This window comes from Phyllobacterium phragmitis (assembly GCF_002980495.1).
Taxonomy (GTDB): Bacteria; Pseudomonadota; Alphaproteobacteria; order Rhizobiales; family Rhizobiaceae; genus Paramesorhizobium; species Paramesorhizobium phragmitis.
The window spans coordinates 48,813-64,829 of the sequence record NZ_PVBR01000027.1 but is presented as its reverse complement, the minus strand read 5'-3'; the positions used below and the strand labels follow the sequence as shown (position 1 = coordinate 64,829).

Genomic DNA, 16,017 nt, shown 5'->3' with positions numbered 1-16,017 from the left:
CTTGCCATTACGATAAAAGACCGGACGGGCATGAAACGCGACTATTATCTGGGGACAAAGGGGCGAATCATCGCGCCGGGCGAAAGCCTCGCCTTTTCCAGCCGTCTGCCTGCCCCTAAGGACAGGGTGGAGGCGGTGGGGGTCAGGCTGTCGCCGCGATAAGGGGTGTCGATATTCAGATGATGGCGGGCTGCAAACGACGTTTTCGCCTCGCCTGACCTGAATCTCAACATACCCAAGCCAGACCGTATCTTCGCTCTTTTCGGATTGATTCCGGTCTTTGCGAAGTGGAAAACATTTAAAAACATTCAGGCGGAGAACATCCGATGCCGGAAGTCGGCGGCAAGACCATCGAAACGCTGTTCAGCGCGGAAGACATCGCGGCGCGCAATCTCGATCTGGCGCGACAGATCTCGGACAGGCATTTTCACGATCTGCTGGTGGTCTCGATCCTGAAGGGCTCCTTCATCTTCGCCGCCGATCTCATCCGCGCCATGCATGATGTGGGCGTCGAGCCGCATGTCGAGTTCATCACCGTCTCGAGCTATGGGGCCGGTACCGAAAGCGGCCAGGTGCGGCTCCTGCGCGATATCGACAGCGATGTCTCGGGGCGTGATGTGCTGTTGATCGACGATATCCTGGAATCGGGCAAGACGCTGAAATTCGTCCGCGAGCTGATGCTGGAGCGCGGCGCGCGCAGCGTTTCCATTGCGGTGCTGCTCGATAAATCAGTGCGCCGGAAGACCGATATCGAAGCCGATTTCAAGGGTTTCGAGTGCCCGGATTATTTCGTCGTGGGTTATGGAATGGATGTCGGCCATGCCTTTCGGCAATTGCCGTTCGTCGGCTGGGTGAGGGATTGAGCAGCCCACTTTAGCGCCGGCGCTTCATCACCCCCCTCTGGCCTGCCGGCCATCTCCACCCTTGTGGGGGAGATGGCCGGCAGGCCAGAGGGGGGTGATGCTCAATCGAATTTGAGCAGCCGTTCCAGATAGTCCTTTTCGACCTGCGGGCTCAGTGAATTGCCGAGGCGGCGGCGGATTTCTTCGAGGATCTGCCGGGCGCGCTGGATATCGATCTCGCCGGGAAGCTTGACGCTGTCGCCGAAATCCGGGCCGGTGTTGGTGCGCGGCCGGCCGAGCGGATCGCGATTGTCAGGCGATTGCTGGCCGCGGTTTCCGTTGGGGCCATTTTCGCCCATGGCCTGCTGCATCTGCTGCATCATGTTGCGCGCGCCGCGCCGCAGCGCATCGAGCGCATTGGCCTGCTGGTCGGTCGCTTCTCCGCCCTCGGCGCGTCCGAGCGCTTCGCCGGCGCGTCCCATCGAGTCACCCGCTTCGCCCATCTCCTGGCCGGGTTCCATGCCCATGCCCTTGAGACCATCCATCAATTGCTGGAGTTCCGACTGGAGCTGGCCTTGTCCCTGTTGTAGCTTGCGCATGGCCTCAGCCAATTGTTCCTGCGTCATCTGACCGTTCTGGCCCTGTTGCCCATTCTGGCCCTGCTGCCGGCCTTGCTCGCCCTCCTGGCCCTCCTGGCCCTGTTGTCCCTGCATCTGCTGATCCAGACGGAAGGTCTCGTTCATCATCTCCTGCTGACGACGCATCAGGTTGCCGAGCTTGTTCATTTGCTGGCGCATCTGCCCCTGTTGTCCCTGCTGGCCTTGCTGCCCCTGCTGGTTCTGGCCCATCTGCAGATTGTTCATCATGTTTTCGAGCTGCGAAAGAAGCTGCTGCGCCTGATCGCGCGAGCCCTGTTTCGCGAGATTCTCGATCTGGTCCATCATCCGGTCGAGATCCTTTTGCGTCAGCATCTGCATGTTGGGGTCGAGCGCTTGCTGGGCATTCGGGTTTTGCTGCTGGCGCTGGGCGAATTCACGCAGGAAGTCCTGCATAGCCTGGCGCAGCTCGGCCATCAGCTTTTCGATCTCCTCGGGACTGGCGCCATTCTGGATCGCCTGCTTCAAGGCTTCCTGGGCCTGCCGCAGCCGCCTTTCCGCCGCCGTGAGCTGGCCGTCCTCGATACCGCGCGCCACCTGCCACATATAGGCCACGACATCGCGGAGCTGGTCGTCATTGCGGGCAAATTTGAGCCTGGAATAGACGCTGCGCAGGGCGAGATAATGCGTTGCGTTCTTGATCGTATCCTCCGGGCGCAGCGTGATCGCGCTCAGCATGTCGAGCACATGGTCGCGCTGATTGGCGTCGAGCGCCAATATGCGCCGCTGCTCGACGACCGCACGGGCCAGCGGGTTTGAGAAAGGACGTTCGGGCAGGACGAGGGTCTTCGTCTCGCTGCGCCCTTCCTGCCCGGCATCGTCGGTGGCGGCCAGCGTCAGCCGCACTTCCGATCCGGCCCATGGGTGCTCGGTGATATCTTTCGAGGTTGTCGCTTCCTTCGAGGCCGCGCCGCGCCGCGGCAGGACAAGCGGCACATCGGGGGCCTTGTAGAGCGGGTGGGCGGCGGCGGCCGGCTTTTCGGCCCGAACGATGTCGGCACGCCCCTTGGCGGCACCGTAATCATCATCGATCGAATAGGAAAGCTCAAGCGTGCCGTTCAGCGCGCGGCTCGGATCCTTGGTGAAACGGATGAGAGGCGGCTGATCGGGGATGACGGCGAAAGACCATTTGGCGAGCGTGCCGCTGCCGGAAAGAGTGAGCCCGGTCTGGCTTTCCAGCGGAAACTGGAAATTGCGGGCGTTCTGCACTCCCGTAGGCGAGGATGCAGCGGGGGCCTGGCCGTTCGATGGCGTGGCCGCGTCGTTTTCCGCGGGCTGGACATCCCGGCCGGTTCCGTCGGCCCCGGTTGCGGTCAGCGTTTCGTTGCCGCTGCCGCCGATGACCCGCACCGCGACCACACTCCCCTGGGGAACGGTGAAGCTGGTGTTCTCGCTGTTGGTCTGCGCCGTCAGGAAGATCGGTGCGCGACCGGTATAACGCGGCGGCGTCACCCACGCGTCGATGCGCGGCGGAACGCCGCCCGCGCCGTAGCGGATGTGGAAGGCATCGGAAAGGCTGCCGCCGGATGGGCCGCTGGCATAGGCGAGCGCGGTCACGAAAAGCAGGGCAACGCCGGCGCGCAGGCCCCAGGGATCGCGTTCGGGAATGCGCGGGCGTGGTGCGCCGCCCTGCAGATCCTTCAACTTGTCGGCCATGCGGCGGCGATGCTCTTCCCACAGCGCCTTGGCGAAAGGATCGTGCTGCCCGGAAGCCATGGCATCGGCCTGGACGGAAATCGGCTCATGGACCAGCAGATTGGCTGCCTCCAGACGGTGGTCGATTTCCGATCGTTTCGGGATACGCAGGCGCGTCGGCAAATAAAGGGCCACGAGGCCTGCGATGGCGAACGCCGCAAGCAGGGCCATATGCAGCCAGCCCGGCATCCGCGGGAAGAGGCCGAACCAGGAGGTGGCGGCAAAGAGCGCTACCAGGATCACAAGCGGCAGGACGAGCGGCCACAGCCGTTCGAATGTCATCGAAAGGAAGGCGGTGCGGCGGACCCTGCGGATAGCCGCAAGAGCTTCCGTTTCGACGGTTTGCGTCTCGGGCATGTCGTCGCGTGGATCTGCCATGCTCGCCTCGTTCCAATCGGCCGCGCATAGGCGGCATTTTCATTAGAATAGCACTCATCATGGCAAAGACGAGACTTTGCGTGAAAAAAACCGTTCAACCGTATGTGTCAATCGCTGTCGTCAGAGCGGGAGGAAGAAATATGTGAAGCGGTTTTCCGCCCGCACCCCGCTCAATTGGGAGCCGCTCGGGCTAGAGCCAGTCGGGCACGGAATCGAGATCGATCAGCGCATCATAGCCGGTGCGCGGGCGCACTACATGGTAGCGGTCGCCGTCGACCAGCACTTCGGGCACCAGGAGCCGGCTGTTATAGGTGCTCGACTGAACCGCGCCATAGGCGCCCGCCGTCATGATGGCGAGAAGGTCGCCCGGCGCCGGGTATGGCATGTCGCGGTCCTGGCCGAGATAGTCGCCCGTTTCGCAGACCGGACCGACGATGTCCGCCCGGATGCGGCGTTGGCCGTCCTTAGGGGCCGCGACGGGGCGGATATCGTGAAACGCGTCATAAAGCGTCGGGCGGATGAGGTCATTCATCGCCGCATCGACGATGATGAAATTCCTGGCGTCGCCTTCCTTTACGAAAATGACTTCGCAAACCAGAATGCCGGCATTGCCGACGATCAGCCGGCCGGGCTCGAAGATCGTCTTCAGGCCGAGCGGGCGGATATGCTTGCGCACGATGGCCGAATAGGCATCGGGTAGCGGTGGCGGATTGTTGTCGGCGCGGTAGGGGATGCCGAGCCCGCCGCCGAGATCGACATGCTCGATGGCGTGTCCGTCGGCCTTCAATTGGGCGACAAGCTTGGCCAGCAATGCGAAGGCATCGTCGAAGGGCTGCAGTTCGGTGATCTGGCTGCCGATATGCATGTCGATGCCGGTGACGCCGAGGCCAGGCAGGCTCGCGGCTCTGGCGTAGACATCGCGCGCCTTCTGGTGCGGAATGCCGAACTTGTTCTCGGCCTTGCCGGTGGAGATCTTGCTGTGCGTCCTGGCATCGACGTCGGGGTTGATGCGCAGCGAGACCGGTGCCGTCTTTCCGGCCGCGACGGCGCGCGCCGAAAGAAGCTCCAGCTCCGGTTCGGATTCGACGTTGAAGCAGCGGATGCCGGCGGCGAGCGCGAAATCCATCTCGTCCGCCTTCTTGCCGACGCCGGAGAAGACGATTCTGTCGGCCGGGATGCCGGCGGCGAGTGCGCGCCGCAATTCGCCTTCCGATACCACGTCTGCGCCGGAACCGAGCTTTGCCAGCGTCTTCAGTACGGCCTGGTTGGAATTGGCCTTGGGCGCATAGCAGACCAACACATCCATATCGGCGAAGGCCTCGGAGAAGACGCGGTAATGGCGCGCCAGCGTGGCGGTCGAATAGCAGTAGAACGGCGTGCCGACCGCTCTCGCGATATCCGCGACGCTGACATTCTCGGCGTGAAGAACGCCGTCACGATAATCGAAATGGTTCAAGGTCTTGATGCTCTTTTGACAGCGCCGGTTCGGGCCGGCTACTGGATCAGCTTGTCGAGGATGAAAGGTTTATCCTCGGCCGGTTTCTCCCTGGTCCGGCCGTTTTCGTCGGTGACGATGGAGGCGGGCGGCGGTTCGAGATCGCCGCGCCGGCCACAGGCCGAGAGCGCGCTGCCAAGGGCTGCGGCAAGAAGAAGGGTCGAGATGAAGGAACGGCCTGTCATGCGGTTGGTCCTGAACCCGTGTTGGTGTTGCCTTTGTCTAGCGGAAAAGCGGGCGCATTGCACCCCGCTTTGTAAACGCGTTTTTGGTAACGATGCCACTTGTTTCTGGTATCGTTGCCATGCTCTGTCCTATATGGATTTTATGCCTTTTGGTAACGTTGTCATTGCCTGATCAGACGCTTTTTCCAGAACCTGATCTGGCGGCGCACTTCCTGGGGGGCGGTGCCGCCGTAGGACTGGCGGCTGCGGACCGATTTATCCACCGTGAGGAATCCGAAGACGGCTTCGCTTATGCCGGGATGGATGGATTGCATGTCTTCCAGCGACAGTTTGGCCAGATCGCATTTCTTCGCTTCTGCAAGTGCCACGGCGCGTCCCGTCGCGTGGTGTGCTTCGCGGAACGGCAATCCCAATTCGCGCACCAGCCAATCGGCGAGATCGGTGGCCGTCGAATAGCCTGAGCCGGCGGCCTTCTTCATCGATGCCGTGTTGACGGTCAGGTCGCGGACCATGCCGGTCATCGCGGCAAGCGCCAGTTCGAGCGTCTCGGCGGCGTCGAAGATGGCTTCCTTGTCCTCCTGCATGTCCTTGGAATAGGCGAGCGGCAGGCCTTTCATCACGGTGAGAAGGCCGACCAGCGATCCGGTGATGCGGCCGGTCTTGGCGCGGACCAGTTCGGCGGCATCGGGGTTCTTCTTCTGCGGCATGATCGACGAGCCGGTCGAAAAGGCGTCGGAGAGCCGGATGAAATTGAATTGCGGCGTCGACCAGATGACGATCTCCTCGGCAAGACGCGACAGATGCGTGGCGCAGATCGCGGCGAGGCTCAGAAATTCCAGCGCATAATCGCGGTCCGAGACGCTGTCGATGGAATTGCGCGTCGGCTCGCGGAAGCCCAACGCCTTCGCCGTCATATGACGGTCGATGGGGAAGCCGGTTCCGGCAAGGGCTGCAGCGCCGAGCGGCGATTCGTCGAGGCGTTGGATGGCGTCGCGTACCCGCGACAAATCGCGTCCGAACATTTCGACGTAGGCCATGCAATGGTGGCCGAAGGTCACCGGCTGCGCCGTCTGGAGATGGGTGAAGCCCGGCATCACCGTTGCCGCGTGCTCCTCGGCGCGTTCGAGAAAAGCCTCGATCAGCTTTTTCAATGCGGACGCCGTCTTGCTCAATTCGTCCTTGACCCAAAGGCGGAAATCCACCGCCACTTGGTCATTGCGCGAGCGCGCCGTGTGCAGGCGTCCGGCGGCGGGGCCGATCAACTCGGCCAGCCGTGCTTCGATATTCATGTGGATGTCTTCGAGCTTGCGCGAGAAGGCGAATTTGCCGCTCTCGATCTCTGACAATATCGTGTTCAGGCCGTCTACGATCTTGTCGTGGTCGTCTGCCGCAATTATGCCGGTCTTGGCGAGCATGGCGGCATGGGCGAGCGATCCGCGGATGTCCTGGGCATAGAGCTTGCGGTCGAAGCCGATCGAGGCGTTGATCTCTTCCATGATCGCGTCGGGACCGGATGCGAAGCGCCCGCCCCACATTTCATTGCTGGACTTTTGTTCGGTCATGGTCGAATGCCTCGGATGGAAACGTGAAAGAGATCAACGGATATGGCAGCAGACAGCGAAAACGACAAAGCTGGAAAATCCGGAAGTGGAAGGCTCATCCTTCTTGCCGGTCTCGCTGGCCTTATCGCCGGTGCCGTGGCGGTATACGTGATGGAACGGCCATCTGGCAATGTCGCAGCGTCGATCGAGGCTACCGCGGATGGCGGGCAGTGTGCGATGAAGGCGGATGTCGCCAAATCTCTCGATGCGGCGGCGACGGGTTCGGTCGCGGCGATGCGCGCCTCCGATACGCCGCAATCGGTGAAGGATCTCGCCTTCACCGGGCCGGATGGCGGTAAAATGACACTTGCCGATTTTGCGGGAAAGACGCTGCTGGTCAATCTCTGGGCCACCTGGTGCGCACCCTGCCGCGAGGAGATGCCGGCGCTCGATCAGCTGCAGGCATCGCAAGGCGGCGATGATTTTCAGGTCGTCGCGATCAATATCGATACGGGCGACGATACGAAGCCGAAGGCTTTTCTCTCGGAAATCGGCGTCCACTCGCTCGGATTCTATCGGGACGCGACAATGGGCGTCTTCAACGAGCTGAAGCGGAAGAACCTCGCTTTCGGCCTGCCGGTCACGATGATCGTCGACAAGGATGGCTGCCAGATCGCGGCCATGAACGGTCCTGCCGATTGGGCCGGAGACGACGCGAAGAAGCTCGTCGATGCGGCCAGGGCGATGAACCAGTAGGATACGCAATAGGCTCTGGACAGGCGGCAGTTTCTATGGATTGCTTGGCTCCTGACCATTCGGAGCGTTGTTCATGACCTTGGAAATCTGGCTCGCCTTTACCGCGGCATCGGCAATTCTCCTGATCATTCCCGGACCGACCGTGCTGCTCGTCGTTTCCTATGCGCTCGGCCAGGGATGGCGCACGGCGTTTCCCATGGCTTTCGGCGTGGCGCTCGGCGATTTCACCGCCATGACGCTTTCGATGCTTGGCGTCGGCGCGCTGCTGGCGGCGTCCGCCACGATCTTCACAGCGGTCAAATGGGTGGGTGCGGCCTATCTCATATGGCTTGGGATCAAGCTTTTCCGCGCCGGCGGCACGATGGAGGCCGAGGTGCGGCAGGGCGCGGCATCGCCATTGCGGATGCTGGCGCATGCCTGGCTGGTGACGGCGCTCAATCCCAAGAGCATCACGTTTTTCGTGGCTTTCCTGCCGCAGTTCCTCGATCCGAACCTGGATTTCATGACGCAGCTGGCGATCTTCGAGGCGACGTTCCTGGTTCTGGCTTTCGTCAACGCGTTCGGTTATGCGCTTGCGGCGACGCGGGCGCGGAGCGTCTTCCGCAGTCGGCGCGCCATCGGCATCTTCAACCGCGCCGGCGGAACGCTTTTGATCGGCGCAGGCGTTGCCACCGCCACGATGCGTTCATCTTGAAAACCGATCACGCGGTGAAGCCGCCGCGCTTCAACCTGTTAATGGCGAGGTCGAGCGCGGAGAGAAAGGCAGAACGGTCGCGGGCGGCAAAGGGCGGCGGGCCGCCGGTGATCTGCCCCGCGGAGCGCAGTTCCTCCATCAGATTGCGGGTGGCGAGCGTGTTGCCGATGGAGGCCTCGGTGAAGGCGCGGCCATTGGGCGCGATTGCCGCAGCGCCCGCATTGACGACCCGGCTGGCCAGCGGAATATCAGCGGTGACGACGATGGCGCCAGGACCCGCGCGCTCGGCAATCCAGTCGTCGGCGACGTCGAGACCGCTCGGCACGATCACCCGCTCGATCAGCGGATCGCGGGGGACTGCAATGAAGGCGTTGGCGACGACATAGACTTTCACCCCATGGCGTTCCGCGACGCGGTAGATCTCTGCCTTCACCGGGCATGCATCGGCATCGACATAGATGGTGATGGGGCGGGATCGATCACTCATGCGCCACCAGATGGCAGAGGCGGGCGGGTGTTGCAAGGCGCACGTTATTCTTCAAATGAATGCTGCGATCAAAATAATGAACTGGCCTGCAGGGCCGGAGCGGAATAAAGGCAGGGGCGAATCTCTGGAAGAAACCATGCCCGTCAAATATTTCCCCGCGCTTTTCGTCCTGCTCTGGGCCACCGGCTTCATCGGCGCCGGTTATGCGATGCCCTATGCTGAACCATTCGGCTTCATGACGGTGCGGTTTGCCATCGCGGCGGCCATTCTGGGCGTGTGGGCGCTGGTCGGCGGCAGTCCCTGGCCAAACCGCCGCGGTGCGTTTCATGCCGCTGTCGCCGGCTGCCTGATCCACGGCATCTATCTCTCAGGCGTTTTTTGGGCGGTGCACCGCGGATTGCCCGCCGGCATGTCGGCGCTGGTCGTCGGGCTGCAGCCGCTCATCACCACGCTGATCGCCGGTGCGACGCTCGGCGAAAGGATCGAGCGGCGGCATTGGATCGGTCTCGCCATCGGCTTCATCGGCGTCGTCATGGTGCTGTGGCCGAAATTCTCGCTCGCTTCCGGCGGGATCAACGCCGTCACCATTGGTGCTGTGTTCCTGTCGGTGCTTGCCATCAGCACGGGCACGGTGTGGCAGAAGCGCTTTGTCGGGCAGGTCGATCTGAAAACCGGCGCGACCATCCAATATCTGGCCGCCGCCGTTCTGACCGGCATCGCCTCATTCTTCCTGGAGGACCATCAAGTCATCTGGTCGCCCTGGCTGCTTTTCGCCATGACCTGGCTGGTGCTGGTGCTGTCGATCGGTGCGGTGCTGCTCTTGATGGTGCTGATCCGGCAAGGCGCTGTGTCGAAAGTCGCCTCGCTGTTCTATCTCGTGCCGGGAACGACGGCGCTGATGGCCTATCTGCTCTTCGGCGAGACGCTGAGCCTTGTCCAGTTCATCGGCATGGCGATCACGACTTTCGGCGTGGCGCTGGCTACCGTCCGCGCATCGGCCCGAAAACCGGTGCCGGCTTTCGGAAAGCACGATGCGCAGATTCAATAAAGCTACAGCGCCCTTTGCGCGCCAAAGGGCGCGCGGCGCTGTAACGGCAATTTTCAATTCTTCCGTTTTGCACGCCAGGCCATGCGGTTGCGATAGCGCAGGATCGCGGCGTTGATTTCGGCGCCGAGGATGAAGATCGCCGCGATGATGTATAAGAAGACGATCGCCACCATGATCGATGCGAGGCCGGCATAGGTCGAGACGTAATTGGCGAAGCTCTCGAGATATTTGGCGAAAAGAATGGAGCCGGCCAGCCAGGCGAGCAATGTCAGGCCGATGCCCGGCAGGATATCGAGAAGACCGCGCTTGCCCGCGGGCAGCCAGATATGGACGCAGAGAAGGCCGGTCACCAGGACCGCAACCGCGATCACATAGCGCCAGATGCCGATGCTTCCGGTGTAGGGGGCAATGGCCGGAAACCATTGTTCGGCAAGCCGGACCGCGAGCGGGGCTAGAATGAGAAGCACGCTGATGGCCATCAGGCCGAGCGTGGCGATGATGACGAAGCCGAGGCTTTGCAGGCGGCAGAAGATGATCGAACGGGTATCGTTGACGCGATATGCCCGGTTGAGCGCGATGCGCAGCGCCTCGATGCCGTTGGAGGCGAAATAGGCGGCTGCGATGACGCTGACGGTCAGAAGGCCGCCGCGCTGGACGGTCAGCACGTTCATCACCTCGTGTGCGATCGGCCGGGCGATGGCTTCCGGCCAGGTGTCGAAAATGACGTGGACGGCGGTGTCGGCGAAGGCATTGGCGCCGAGGAAGCTGGCAAGCGAGGTGGCGAAGATCAGGAAGGGAAACAGCGCCATCAGCCCGGAAAGCGCTATATGACTGGCAAACGCCCAGCCGTCATCGGAACTAAAATGGCCGAATGCATCGCATAAAACCTGCCACAGGAACGTCCTTACTTTGCTCATTGGCAGATTTTTCCTTTCAGGTCGGCAATTGGGAGGCCGGCAACAGGGATGCGCAGATTGCAACGGGTGTTGCGATATGGGAAGCCTGCAATAGCTCCATCCACGCGAGATGCAAGAGAGGGTCCGGTGCACCAGACGATATCGACGCCTGAAGCGATCCCCAGAACGATCATTGTCACGGGATGTTCCTCCGGCATCGGGGCGTTTTGCGCCCGCGCACTGAAGGAGGCCGGATGGCGGGTCTTCGCCACTGCGCGCAAGCCGGAGGACCTGGAGACATTGCGGCGCGATGGCCTGGAGGCATATTACCTCGATTATCGCGAGCCCGAATCAATCGAGGCGCTGGTCGAAGCCGTCCTGACCGAGACGGGAGGCAGGCTCGACGCGCTCTATAATAACGGCGCCTATGCGCAGCCGGGCGCGGTCGAGGATCTGCCCGTCGACGCGCTGCGTGAACAGTTCGAAGCCAATTTCTTCGGCTGGCACGATCTGACGCGGCGGATCATTCCGGTCATGCGGGGGCAGGGGCATGGCCGCATCGTTCATTGCTCCTCCATTCTGGGGCTGGTGCCGATGAAATGGCGCGGCGCCTATGTCGCCTCGAAATTCGCGCTGGAAGGGCTGACGCTGGTCGAGCGGATGGAACTCGAGGGATCGGGCGTCCATGTCTCGCTGATCGAGCCGGGGCCGATCGAATCACGCTTTACCTACAATGCGGCGCAGTGGGTCGAGAAGAATATCGATACGGCGAATTCCGTGCATCACGCCGATTACGAGCGGCAGCTGGCGAAGCTGAAAAGCGGCGGCACGAAATCGAAGTCGAAGCTTGGCCCCGAGGCGGTTTATGCGGTATTGCGTGACGCGCTGGAAAATCCACGACCGCGGCCCCATTATCTGGTGACACGGCCGGCGAAATTCGGCGCGCTGGCGCGGCGGCTGATGCCCGCCCGCATGTTCTACCGGATGCTTGCGGACCAATCCTGAGCGGCAATGCATAACGGCTTCCAGAAATACTGGCCGGAAGTACTGAAAGGAAACGGAAATGGACTTCCTGTTCAAGATCGCAGCGATGGTCGCCATCGTCGCCGTCGCAGGCGTTCTCTTTGTCGGCTTGCGCAATATGATGCGCGGCGGTGACGCCAATTTTTCCAACAAGATGATGCAGCTGCGCGTGCTCCTGCAGTTCATCGCCGTCGTGCTGATCGTCGCTGCGATCTATTTCGGACGCCATGTGAGCGGTTGAGCCACGGAGGGGAGAGGGCAGATGGTCAAATTGAACAAGATCTATACGCGCACCGGCGATGACGGGACGACGGGGCTGGGCAATGGCGAGCGGCGCGTCAAAAGCGATCTGCGCGTTGCAGCCTATGGCACGGTCGACGAGGCCAATGCCTGTGTCGGCCTGGCGCGGCTTCATACGGGCGAGAGCCATCCGGAGCTCGACGCCATGCTGTCGCGCATCCAGAACGATCTGTTCGATCTCGGAGCCGATCTTTCGACGCCCGATGACGGCATTGCCCTCGATTACGAGCCGCTGCGCATCATCGAGGCGCAGGTGCTGCGGGTGGAAAGCGAGATCGACCAGCTGAATGCCGGCCTCAGTCCCCTGCGCTCCTTCGTCCTGCCGGGCGGCACGCCTGCCTCCGCCGCGCTGCATCTGGCGCGTACCGTTTCGCGGCGCGCCGAGCGCATCATGGTCGAACTCGCGCAGAAGCCGGGCGAGCGGGTGACCACGGAAGCACTGCAATATATCAACCGCGTTTCCGATTTCCTTTTCGTCGCCGCCCGCGTGGTCAACGACAATGGCGCGCGCGACGTGTTGTGGGTGCCCGGCCAGAACCGGTGAAGCCAGCAAAAGAACGGTGATTGACGTGCACGTCAATCACAATTACGGTCCCGCCCGGTTCAAACACGGATTGAGGGGCACGGATACATTCAATGTCGCATCCGCACCCCAGGACGGTCCATTTTCGGTGCCTTCATGTCGGCTTCCGGCAAGTGGGCGGTTGTCCAGGACGGTATATCCGTCAAAGAGTTCATTCGAGAGGGTCAGACGCATGAAGGTGCTCGTCGCTGTTAAGCGTGTAGTTGATTACAACGTCAAGATCAGGGTGAAGGGCGATGGTTCGGGCGTCGAGCTGGCCAATGTCAAGATGTCGATGAATCCGTTCGACGAGATCGCGGTGGAAGAGGCTATCCGCCTGAAAGAGGCCGGCAAGGTCGAGGAGATCGTGGCGGTGTCGATCGGACCGGCGCAGTCGCAGGAAACGATCCGCACCGCGCTCGCCATGGGCGCCGACCGCGGCATCCTGGTCAAGGTCGACGATGTGGTCGAGCCGCTGGCGGTGGCGAAGATCCTGAAGGGCGTCGTCGAGGCGGAACAGCCGCAGCTGGTGATCCTCGGCAAGCAGGCGATCGACGACGACGCCAACCAGACGGGGCAGATGCTTTCGGCGCTGCTCGGCTGGAGCCAGGGCACGTTCGCTTCCAAGGTCGAGATCACAGACGGCTCGGCGAAGGTCACCCGCGAAGTCGACGGCGGCCTGCAGACGGTCGAGATCAAGATGCCGGCCATCGTCACGACGGATCTGCGCCTGAACCAGCCGCGCTATGCCTCGCTGCCCAACATCATGAAGGCGAAGAAGAAGCCGCTCGATGAAAAGACGGCGGCCGATTACGGCGTCGATACCGCGCCGCGCCTGAAGGTCTTGAAGACCGAGGAGCCGGGCGGCCGCAAGGCGGGCGTCAAGGTCGCCTCCGTCGCCGAACTGGTCGACAAGCTGAAGAACGAAGCAGGCGTTCTCTAGGGAAACCCGTGAGGCCCGCCTGCAAATGGTGTGGCGCTGCGCTTCCGGTGCTCACGTACCAAAAGTACGCTCCGCTCCGGTTCTCGCGCCCCACCATTTTCGGCAGGCCCTGACAGGTTTCCGGGACAGAGCAATTTAAAGGATAAAACAATGGCCATTCTTCTTTTTGCCGAACACGACAACCAGCACCTTTCCGACCAGACCGCCAAGGCGCTGACCGCGGCTCTTGCCATCGGCTCCGACGTGCATGTGCTGGTGGCAGGCCGGGGCGCGAAAGCCGTTGCCGACCAGGCGGCGAAGCTCAAGGGCGTCACCAAGGTTCTGCTTGCCGACAGCCCCGAGCTGGAAAACCGCCTGGCCGAGCCGACCGCGGCGCTCATCGTTTCGCTCGCCGGCAATTACGACACGATCATCGCGCCGGCGACCACCAACGGCAAGAATATCCTGCCGCGCGTCGCGGCCCTTCTCGACGTGATGCAGATTTCCGATGTCATCGAAGTGGTGTCGTCAGACACCTTCAAGCGTCCGATCTATGCCGGAAACGCCATTCAGACGGTGCAGGCAAATGACGCCAAGAAGGTGATCACGGTGCGCACATCGTCGTTCCAGTCCGCGGAGACAGGCGGCTCTGCTGCGGTCGAGAGCGTCAGCGCTGCCGGTGATCCGGGTCTTTCGTCCTTCGTCGAGGCAAAGCTTTCCGGCGGCGACCGTCCGGAACTGACATCGGCCAAGATCATCATCTCGGGCGGGCGTGCGCTCGGCTCGTCGGAGAAATTCAAGGAAGTGATCCTGCCCGTCGCCGACAAGCTGGGCGCTGCCGTCGGCGCGTCGCGCGCCGCCGTCGATGCGGGCTATGCGCCGAACGACTGGCAGGTCGGCCAGACCGGCAAGGTGGTTGCGCCCGACCTCTACATCGCCTGCGGCATCTCCGGCGCGATCCAGCATCTCGCCGGCATGAAGGACAGCAAGATCATCGTCGCCATCAACAAGGACGAGGAAGCGCCCATCTTCCAGGTTGCCGATTACGGCATTGTCGGCGACCTCTTCGAAATCCTGCCGCAACTCGAAAAGGCGCTTTAGGGGCGCGCTTTAGCGCAAGCCTTGGGAAAACCGCTTCACACTTTTCCTGGACTTGCTTTGAGGCTTTAATAATCGATCGATTAAATTATGATGGCCGGGGTAGACGAACTCTACCCCGGCCATTTACTTTGCACTGCACAAAACAAAACAAGATGGGTGGAAATATGGGCGCGACAATCAAGAAGATCGGGATCATCGGCGCGGGGCAGATGGGTAGCGGCATCGCCCATGTCTGTGCGCTTGCCGGCTATGACGTGCTTCTGCACGATGCTTCATCGGAACGGCTGGAAAACGGCATCGCGACGATCAACGGCAATATGGCCCGGCAGGTTTCCTCCGGCAAGCTCGACGAGAAGGACCATCGCGAAGCCATGACGCGGATCCGCATGGCGGACCGCATGGAGGATCTCGCCGGCGTCGATCTCGCCATCGAGGCGGCGACCGAGGACGAGACCGTCAAGCGCAAGATCTTCGCGCAGCTTTGCCCGAGCCTCAATCCGGAAGCGTTTCTGGCCACCAACACCTCCTCCATCTCGATCACCCGCCTTGCCTCCACGACCGATCGCCCCGAACGCTTCATCGGCATCCATTTCATGAATCCGGTTCCGGTGATGAAGCTGGTCGAACTGGTACGCGGCATCGCCACCGAGGATGTGACATTCGAAGCCGCCCGCGCCTTTGTCGCCAGCCTCGACAAGACGATCACGGTTGCCGAGGATTTCCCGGCCTTCATCGTCAATCGCATCCTGCTGCCGATGATCAACGAGGCGATCTATACGCTTTATGAGGGCGTCGGCTCGGTCGACGCTATCGACACGGCGATGAAGCTGGGCGCCAACCATCCGATGGGGCCGCTGCAGCTCGCCGATTTCATCGGGCTCGACACCTGCCTGTCGATCATGCAGGTGCTCTATGAGGGACTGGCCGATTCGAAATACCGGCCATGCCCGCTCCTGGTGAAATATGTCGAGGCCGGATGGCTTGGCCGCAAGGCCGGCCGCGGCTTCTACGACTATCGCGGCGAGCACCCCGTGCCGACGCGATAGGGGCCGCTGACGGCATTCACGATATTTTAACCCTCCGCGTTCACGCCGTATTCACCTTTATCCGTTAAATTTGTCTTTAAATCAGTCTTGGAGCCAGCCGCTCCAAGACGGCAGATATGAATTACAAATTTCAGGTACAGGCCGATGAGCATTCTCGTTCAACTGCGTCACAGCGCGACCCTCATTCGTGAATTTCTGGTGCCGACTTATCGGCCCGAGCGCCACTATATGCGCGGACCGGGCCCGGCCTGCGCCGGGCGTTTGCGTCACTGAGCGGAGCATCCCGACGGAATAAAGTGGAAAAAGGCCGGAGCGGCAATGCTCCGGCCTTTTTCCATGAGAGCGGTTCCTGCTTTGGTGGAATCGTCTAGAGCAGTTCATTTTCAGGCG

At 61.8% G+C, this 16,017-nt stretch carries 16 protein-coding genes; 10 read left to right on the top strand and 6 right to left on the bottom strand.

The features are described 5' to 3' along the window. The first annotated feature begins 326 nt into the window (after nt 1–326). Nucleotides 327–863 carry a hypoxanthine phosphoribosyltransferase gene (hpt, locus tag C5748_RS24290; RefSeq protein WP_105745170.1) on the top strand — a complete coding sequence of 179 codons (537 nt, stop codon included), beginning with the start codon at nt 327–329 and terminating at the stop codon, nt 861–863. Nucleotides 864–964: 101 nt separating this feature from the next. Here the strand turns inward: hpt and C5748_RS24285 are convergent, their stop codons facing one another. The 4 genes from C5748_RS24285 to argH all read right to left on the bottom strand — a co-directional run bounded on the left by C5748_RS24285 (nt 965) and on the right by argH (nt 6,813). Further along, nucleotides 965–3,571 (bottom strand): TIGR02302 family protein, encoded by a 2,607-nt coding sequence (locus C5748_RS24285; protein ID WP_105745168.1) that lies wholly within the window; start codon nt 3,569–3,571, stop codon nt 965–967. A gap of 190 nt (nt 3,572–3,761) precedes the next feature. Then, on the bottom strand, nt 3,762–5,027 hold the full coding sequence (lysA, locus tag C5748_RS24280) for a diaminopimelate decarboxylase (protein WP_105745166.1): 1,266 nt from the start codon (nt 5,025–5,027) through the stop codon (nt 3,762–3,764). 38 nt (nt 5,028–5,065) lie between these two features. Continuing rightward, complete coding sequence (gene lptM, locus C5748_RS24275) at nt 5,066–5,251, bottom strand: LPS translocon maturation chaperone LptM (protein ID WP_105745164.1); 186 nt, start codon at nt 5,249–5,251, stop codon at nt 5,066–5,068. A 161-nt stretch (nt 5,252–5,412) separates the two neighbouring features. Continuing rightward, nucleotides 5,413–6,813, bottom strand: a complete 1,401-nt coding sequence (argH, locus tag C5748_RS24270; protein WP_105745162.1) for an argininosuccinate lyase — start codon at nt 6,811–6,813, stop codon at nt 5,413–5,415. A 42-nt stretch (nt 6,814–6,855) separates the two neighbouring features. On the opposite strand from argH, the gene tlpA reads away from it, so the two are divergent. Continuing rightward, the gene (gene tlpA / locus C5748_RS24265; protein WP_105745160.1) at nt 6,856–7,548 is read left to right on the top strand and encodes a thiol:disulfide interchange protein TlpA; all 693 of its coding nucleotides are present in this window, start codon (nt 6,856–6,858) and stop codon (nt 7,546–7,548) included. 73 nt (nt 7,549–7,621) lie between these two features. Further along, nucleotides 7,622–8,242 carry a LysE family translocator gene (locus C5748_RS24260; protein ID WP_105745158.1) on the top strand — a complete coding sequence of 207 codons (621 nt, stop codon included), beginning with the start codon at nt 7,622–7,624 and terminating at the stop codon, nt 8,240–8,242. A gap of 7 nt (nt 8,243–8,249) precedes the next feature. Here C5748_RS24260 and C5748_RS24255 read toward each other — a convergent pair whose 3' ends face one another. Next, nucleotides 8,250–8,729 carry a YaiI/YqxD family protein gene (locus tag C5748_RS24255; RefSeq protein WP_105745156.1) on the bottom strand — a complete coding sequence of 160 codons (480 nt, stop codon included), beginning with the start codon at nt 8,727–8,729 and terminating at the stop codon, nt 8,250–8,252. Between the two features lie 136 nt (nt 8,730–8,865). On the opposite strand from C5748_RS24255, the gene C5748_RS24250 reads away from it, so the two are divergent. Beyond that, entirely contained in the window at nt 8,866–9,777 is a 912-nt protein-coding gene (locus tag C5748_RS24250) for a DMT family transporter (protein WP_105745154.1), read from the top strand. Between the two features lie 53 nt (nt 9,778–9,830). Here C5748_RS24250 and C5748_RS24245 read toward each other — a convergent pair whose 3' ends face one another. Continuing rightward, nucleotides 9,831–10,694, bottom strand: a complete 864-nt coding sequence (locus tag C5748_RS24245; protein WP_105745152.1) for a YihY/virulence factor BrkB family protein — start codon at nt 10,692–10,694, stop codon at nt 9,831–9,833. Between the two features lie 126 nt (nt 10,695–10,820). Here C5748_RS24245 and C5748_RS24240 point away from each other — a divergent pair, with 126 nt between their 5' ends. The 6 genes from C5748_RS24240 (at nt 10,821) to C5748_RS24215 (ending at nt 15,627) form a co-directional block, all read left to right on the top strand. Continuing rightward, the gene (locus C5748_RS24240; RefSeq protein WP_425350299.1) at nt 10,821–11,678 is read left to right on the top strand and encodes an SDR family oxidoreductase; all 858 of its coding nucleotides are present in this window, start codon (nt 10,821–10,823) and stop codon (nt 11,676–11,678) included. A gap of 58 nt (nt 11,679–11,736) precedes the next feature. Further along, nucleotides 11,737–11,937, top strand: coding sequence for a twin transmembrane helix small protein (locus tag C5748_RS24235; protein WP_105745148.1), 201 nt, complete (start codon nt 11,737–11,739; stop codon nt 11,935–11,937). A 21-nt stretch (nt 11,938–11,958) separates the two neighbouring features. Then, on the top strand, nt 11,959–12,540 hold the full coding sequence (locus tag C5748_RS24230; protein ID WP_105745147.1) for a cob(I)yrinic acid a,c-diamide adenosyltransferase: 582 nt from the start codon (nt 11,959–11,961) through the stop codon (nt 12,538–12,540). Between the two features lie 211 nt (nt 12,541–12,751). Then, a complete protein-coding gene (locus C5748_RS24225) occupies nt 12,752–13,501 on the top strand; it encodes an electron transfer flavoprotein subunit beta/FixA family protein (protein ID WP_105745145.1) in 750 nt (249 codons plus the stop codon). Between the two features lie 150 nt (nt 13,502–13,651). After that, a complete protein-coding gene (locus C5748_RS24220) occupies nt 13,652–14,581 on the top strand; it encodes an electron transfer flavoprotein subunit alpha/FixB family protein (RefSeq protein ID WP_105745143.1) in 930 nt (309 codons plus the stop codon). Nucleotides 14,582–14,745: 164 nt separating this feature from the next. After that, nucleotides 14,746–15,627 carry a 3-hydroxybutyryl-CoA dehydrogenase gene (locus C5748_RS24215; RefSeq protein WP_105745141.1) on the top strand — a complete coding sequence of 294 codons (882 nt, stop codon included), beginning with the start codon at nt 14,746–14,748 and terminating at the stop codon, nt 15,625–15,627. Nucleotides 15,628–16,017: the final 390 nt, after the last annotated feature.

Excerpts from the sequence above, each read along its gene's own strand:
- hpt (WP_105745170.1), top strand. The coding sequence starts at position 327 with ATGCCGGAAGTCGGCGGCAAGACCATCGAAACGCTGTTCAGCGCGGAA.
- C5748_RS24285 (WP_105745168.1), bottom strand. The coding sequence starts at position 3,571 with ATGGCAGATCCACGCGACGACATGCCCGAGACGCAAACCGTCGAAACG.
- lptM (WP_105745164.1), bottom strand. The coding sequence starts at position 5,251 with ATGACAGGCCGTTCCTTCATCTCGACCCTTCTTCTTGCCGCAGCCCTT.
- argH (WP_105745162.1), bottom strand. The coding sequence starts at position 6,813 with ATGACCGAACAAAAGTCCAGCAATGAAATGTGGGGCGGGCGCTTCGCA.
- tlpA (WP_105745160.1), top strand. The coding sequence starts at position 6,856 with ATGGCAGCAGACAGCGAAAACGACAAAGCTGGAAAATCCGGAAGTGGA.
- C5748_RS24260 (WP_105745158.1), top strand. The coding sequence starts at position 7,622 with ATGACCTTGGAAATCTGGCTCGCCTTTACCGCGGCATCGGCAATTCTC.
- C5748_RS24255 (WP_105745156.1), bottom strand. The coding sequence starts at position 8,729 with ATGAGTGATCGATCCCGCCCCATCACCATCTATGTCGATGCCGATGCA.
- C5748_RS24250 (WP_105745154.1), top strand. The coding sequence starts at position 8,866 with ATGCCCGTCAAATATTTCCCCGCGCTTTTCGTCCTGCTCTGGGCCACC.
- C5748_RS24245 (WP_105745152.1), bottom strand. The coding sequence starts at position 10,694 with ATGAGCAAAGTAAGGACGTTCCTGTGGCAGGTTTTATGCGATGCATTC.
- C5748_RS24235 (WP_105745148.1), top strand. The coding sequence starts at position 11,737 with ATGGACTTCCTGTTCAAGATCGCAGCGATGGTCGCCATCGTCGCCGTC.
- C5748_RS24230 (WP_105745147.1), top strand. The coding sequence starts at position 11,959 with ATGGTCAAATTGAACAAGATCTATACGCGCACCGGCGATGACGGGACG.
- C5748_RS24225 (WP_105745145.1), top strand. The coding sequence starts at position 12,752 with ATGAAGGTGCTCGTCGCTGTTAAGCGTGTAGTTGATTACAACGTCAAG.
- C5748_RS24220 (WP_105745143.1), top strand. The coding sequence starts at position 13,652 with ATGGCCATTCTTCTTTTTGCCGAACACGACAACCAGCACCTTTCCGAC.
- C5748_RS24215 (WP_105745141.1), top strand. The coding sequence starts at position 14,746 with ATGGGCGCGACAATCAAGAAGATCGGGATCATCGGCGCGGGGCAGATG.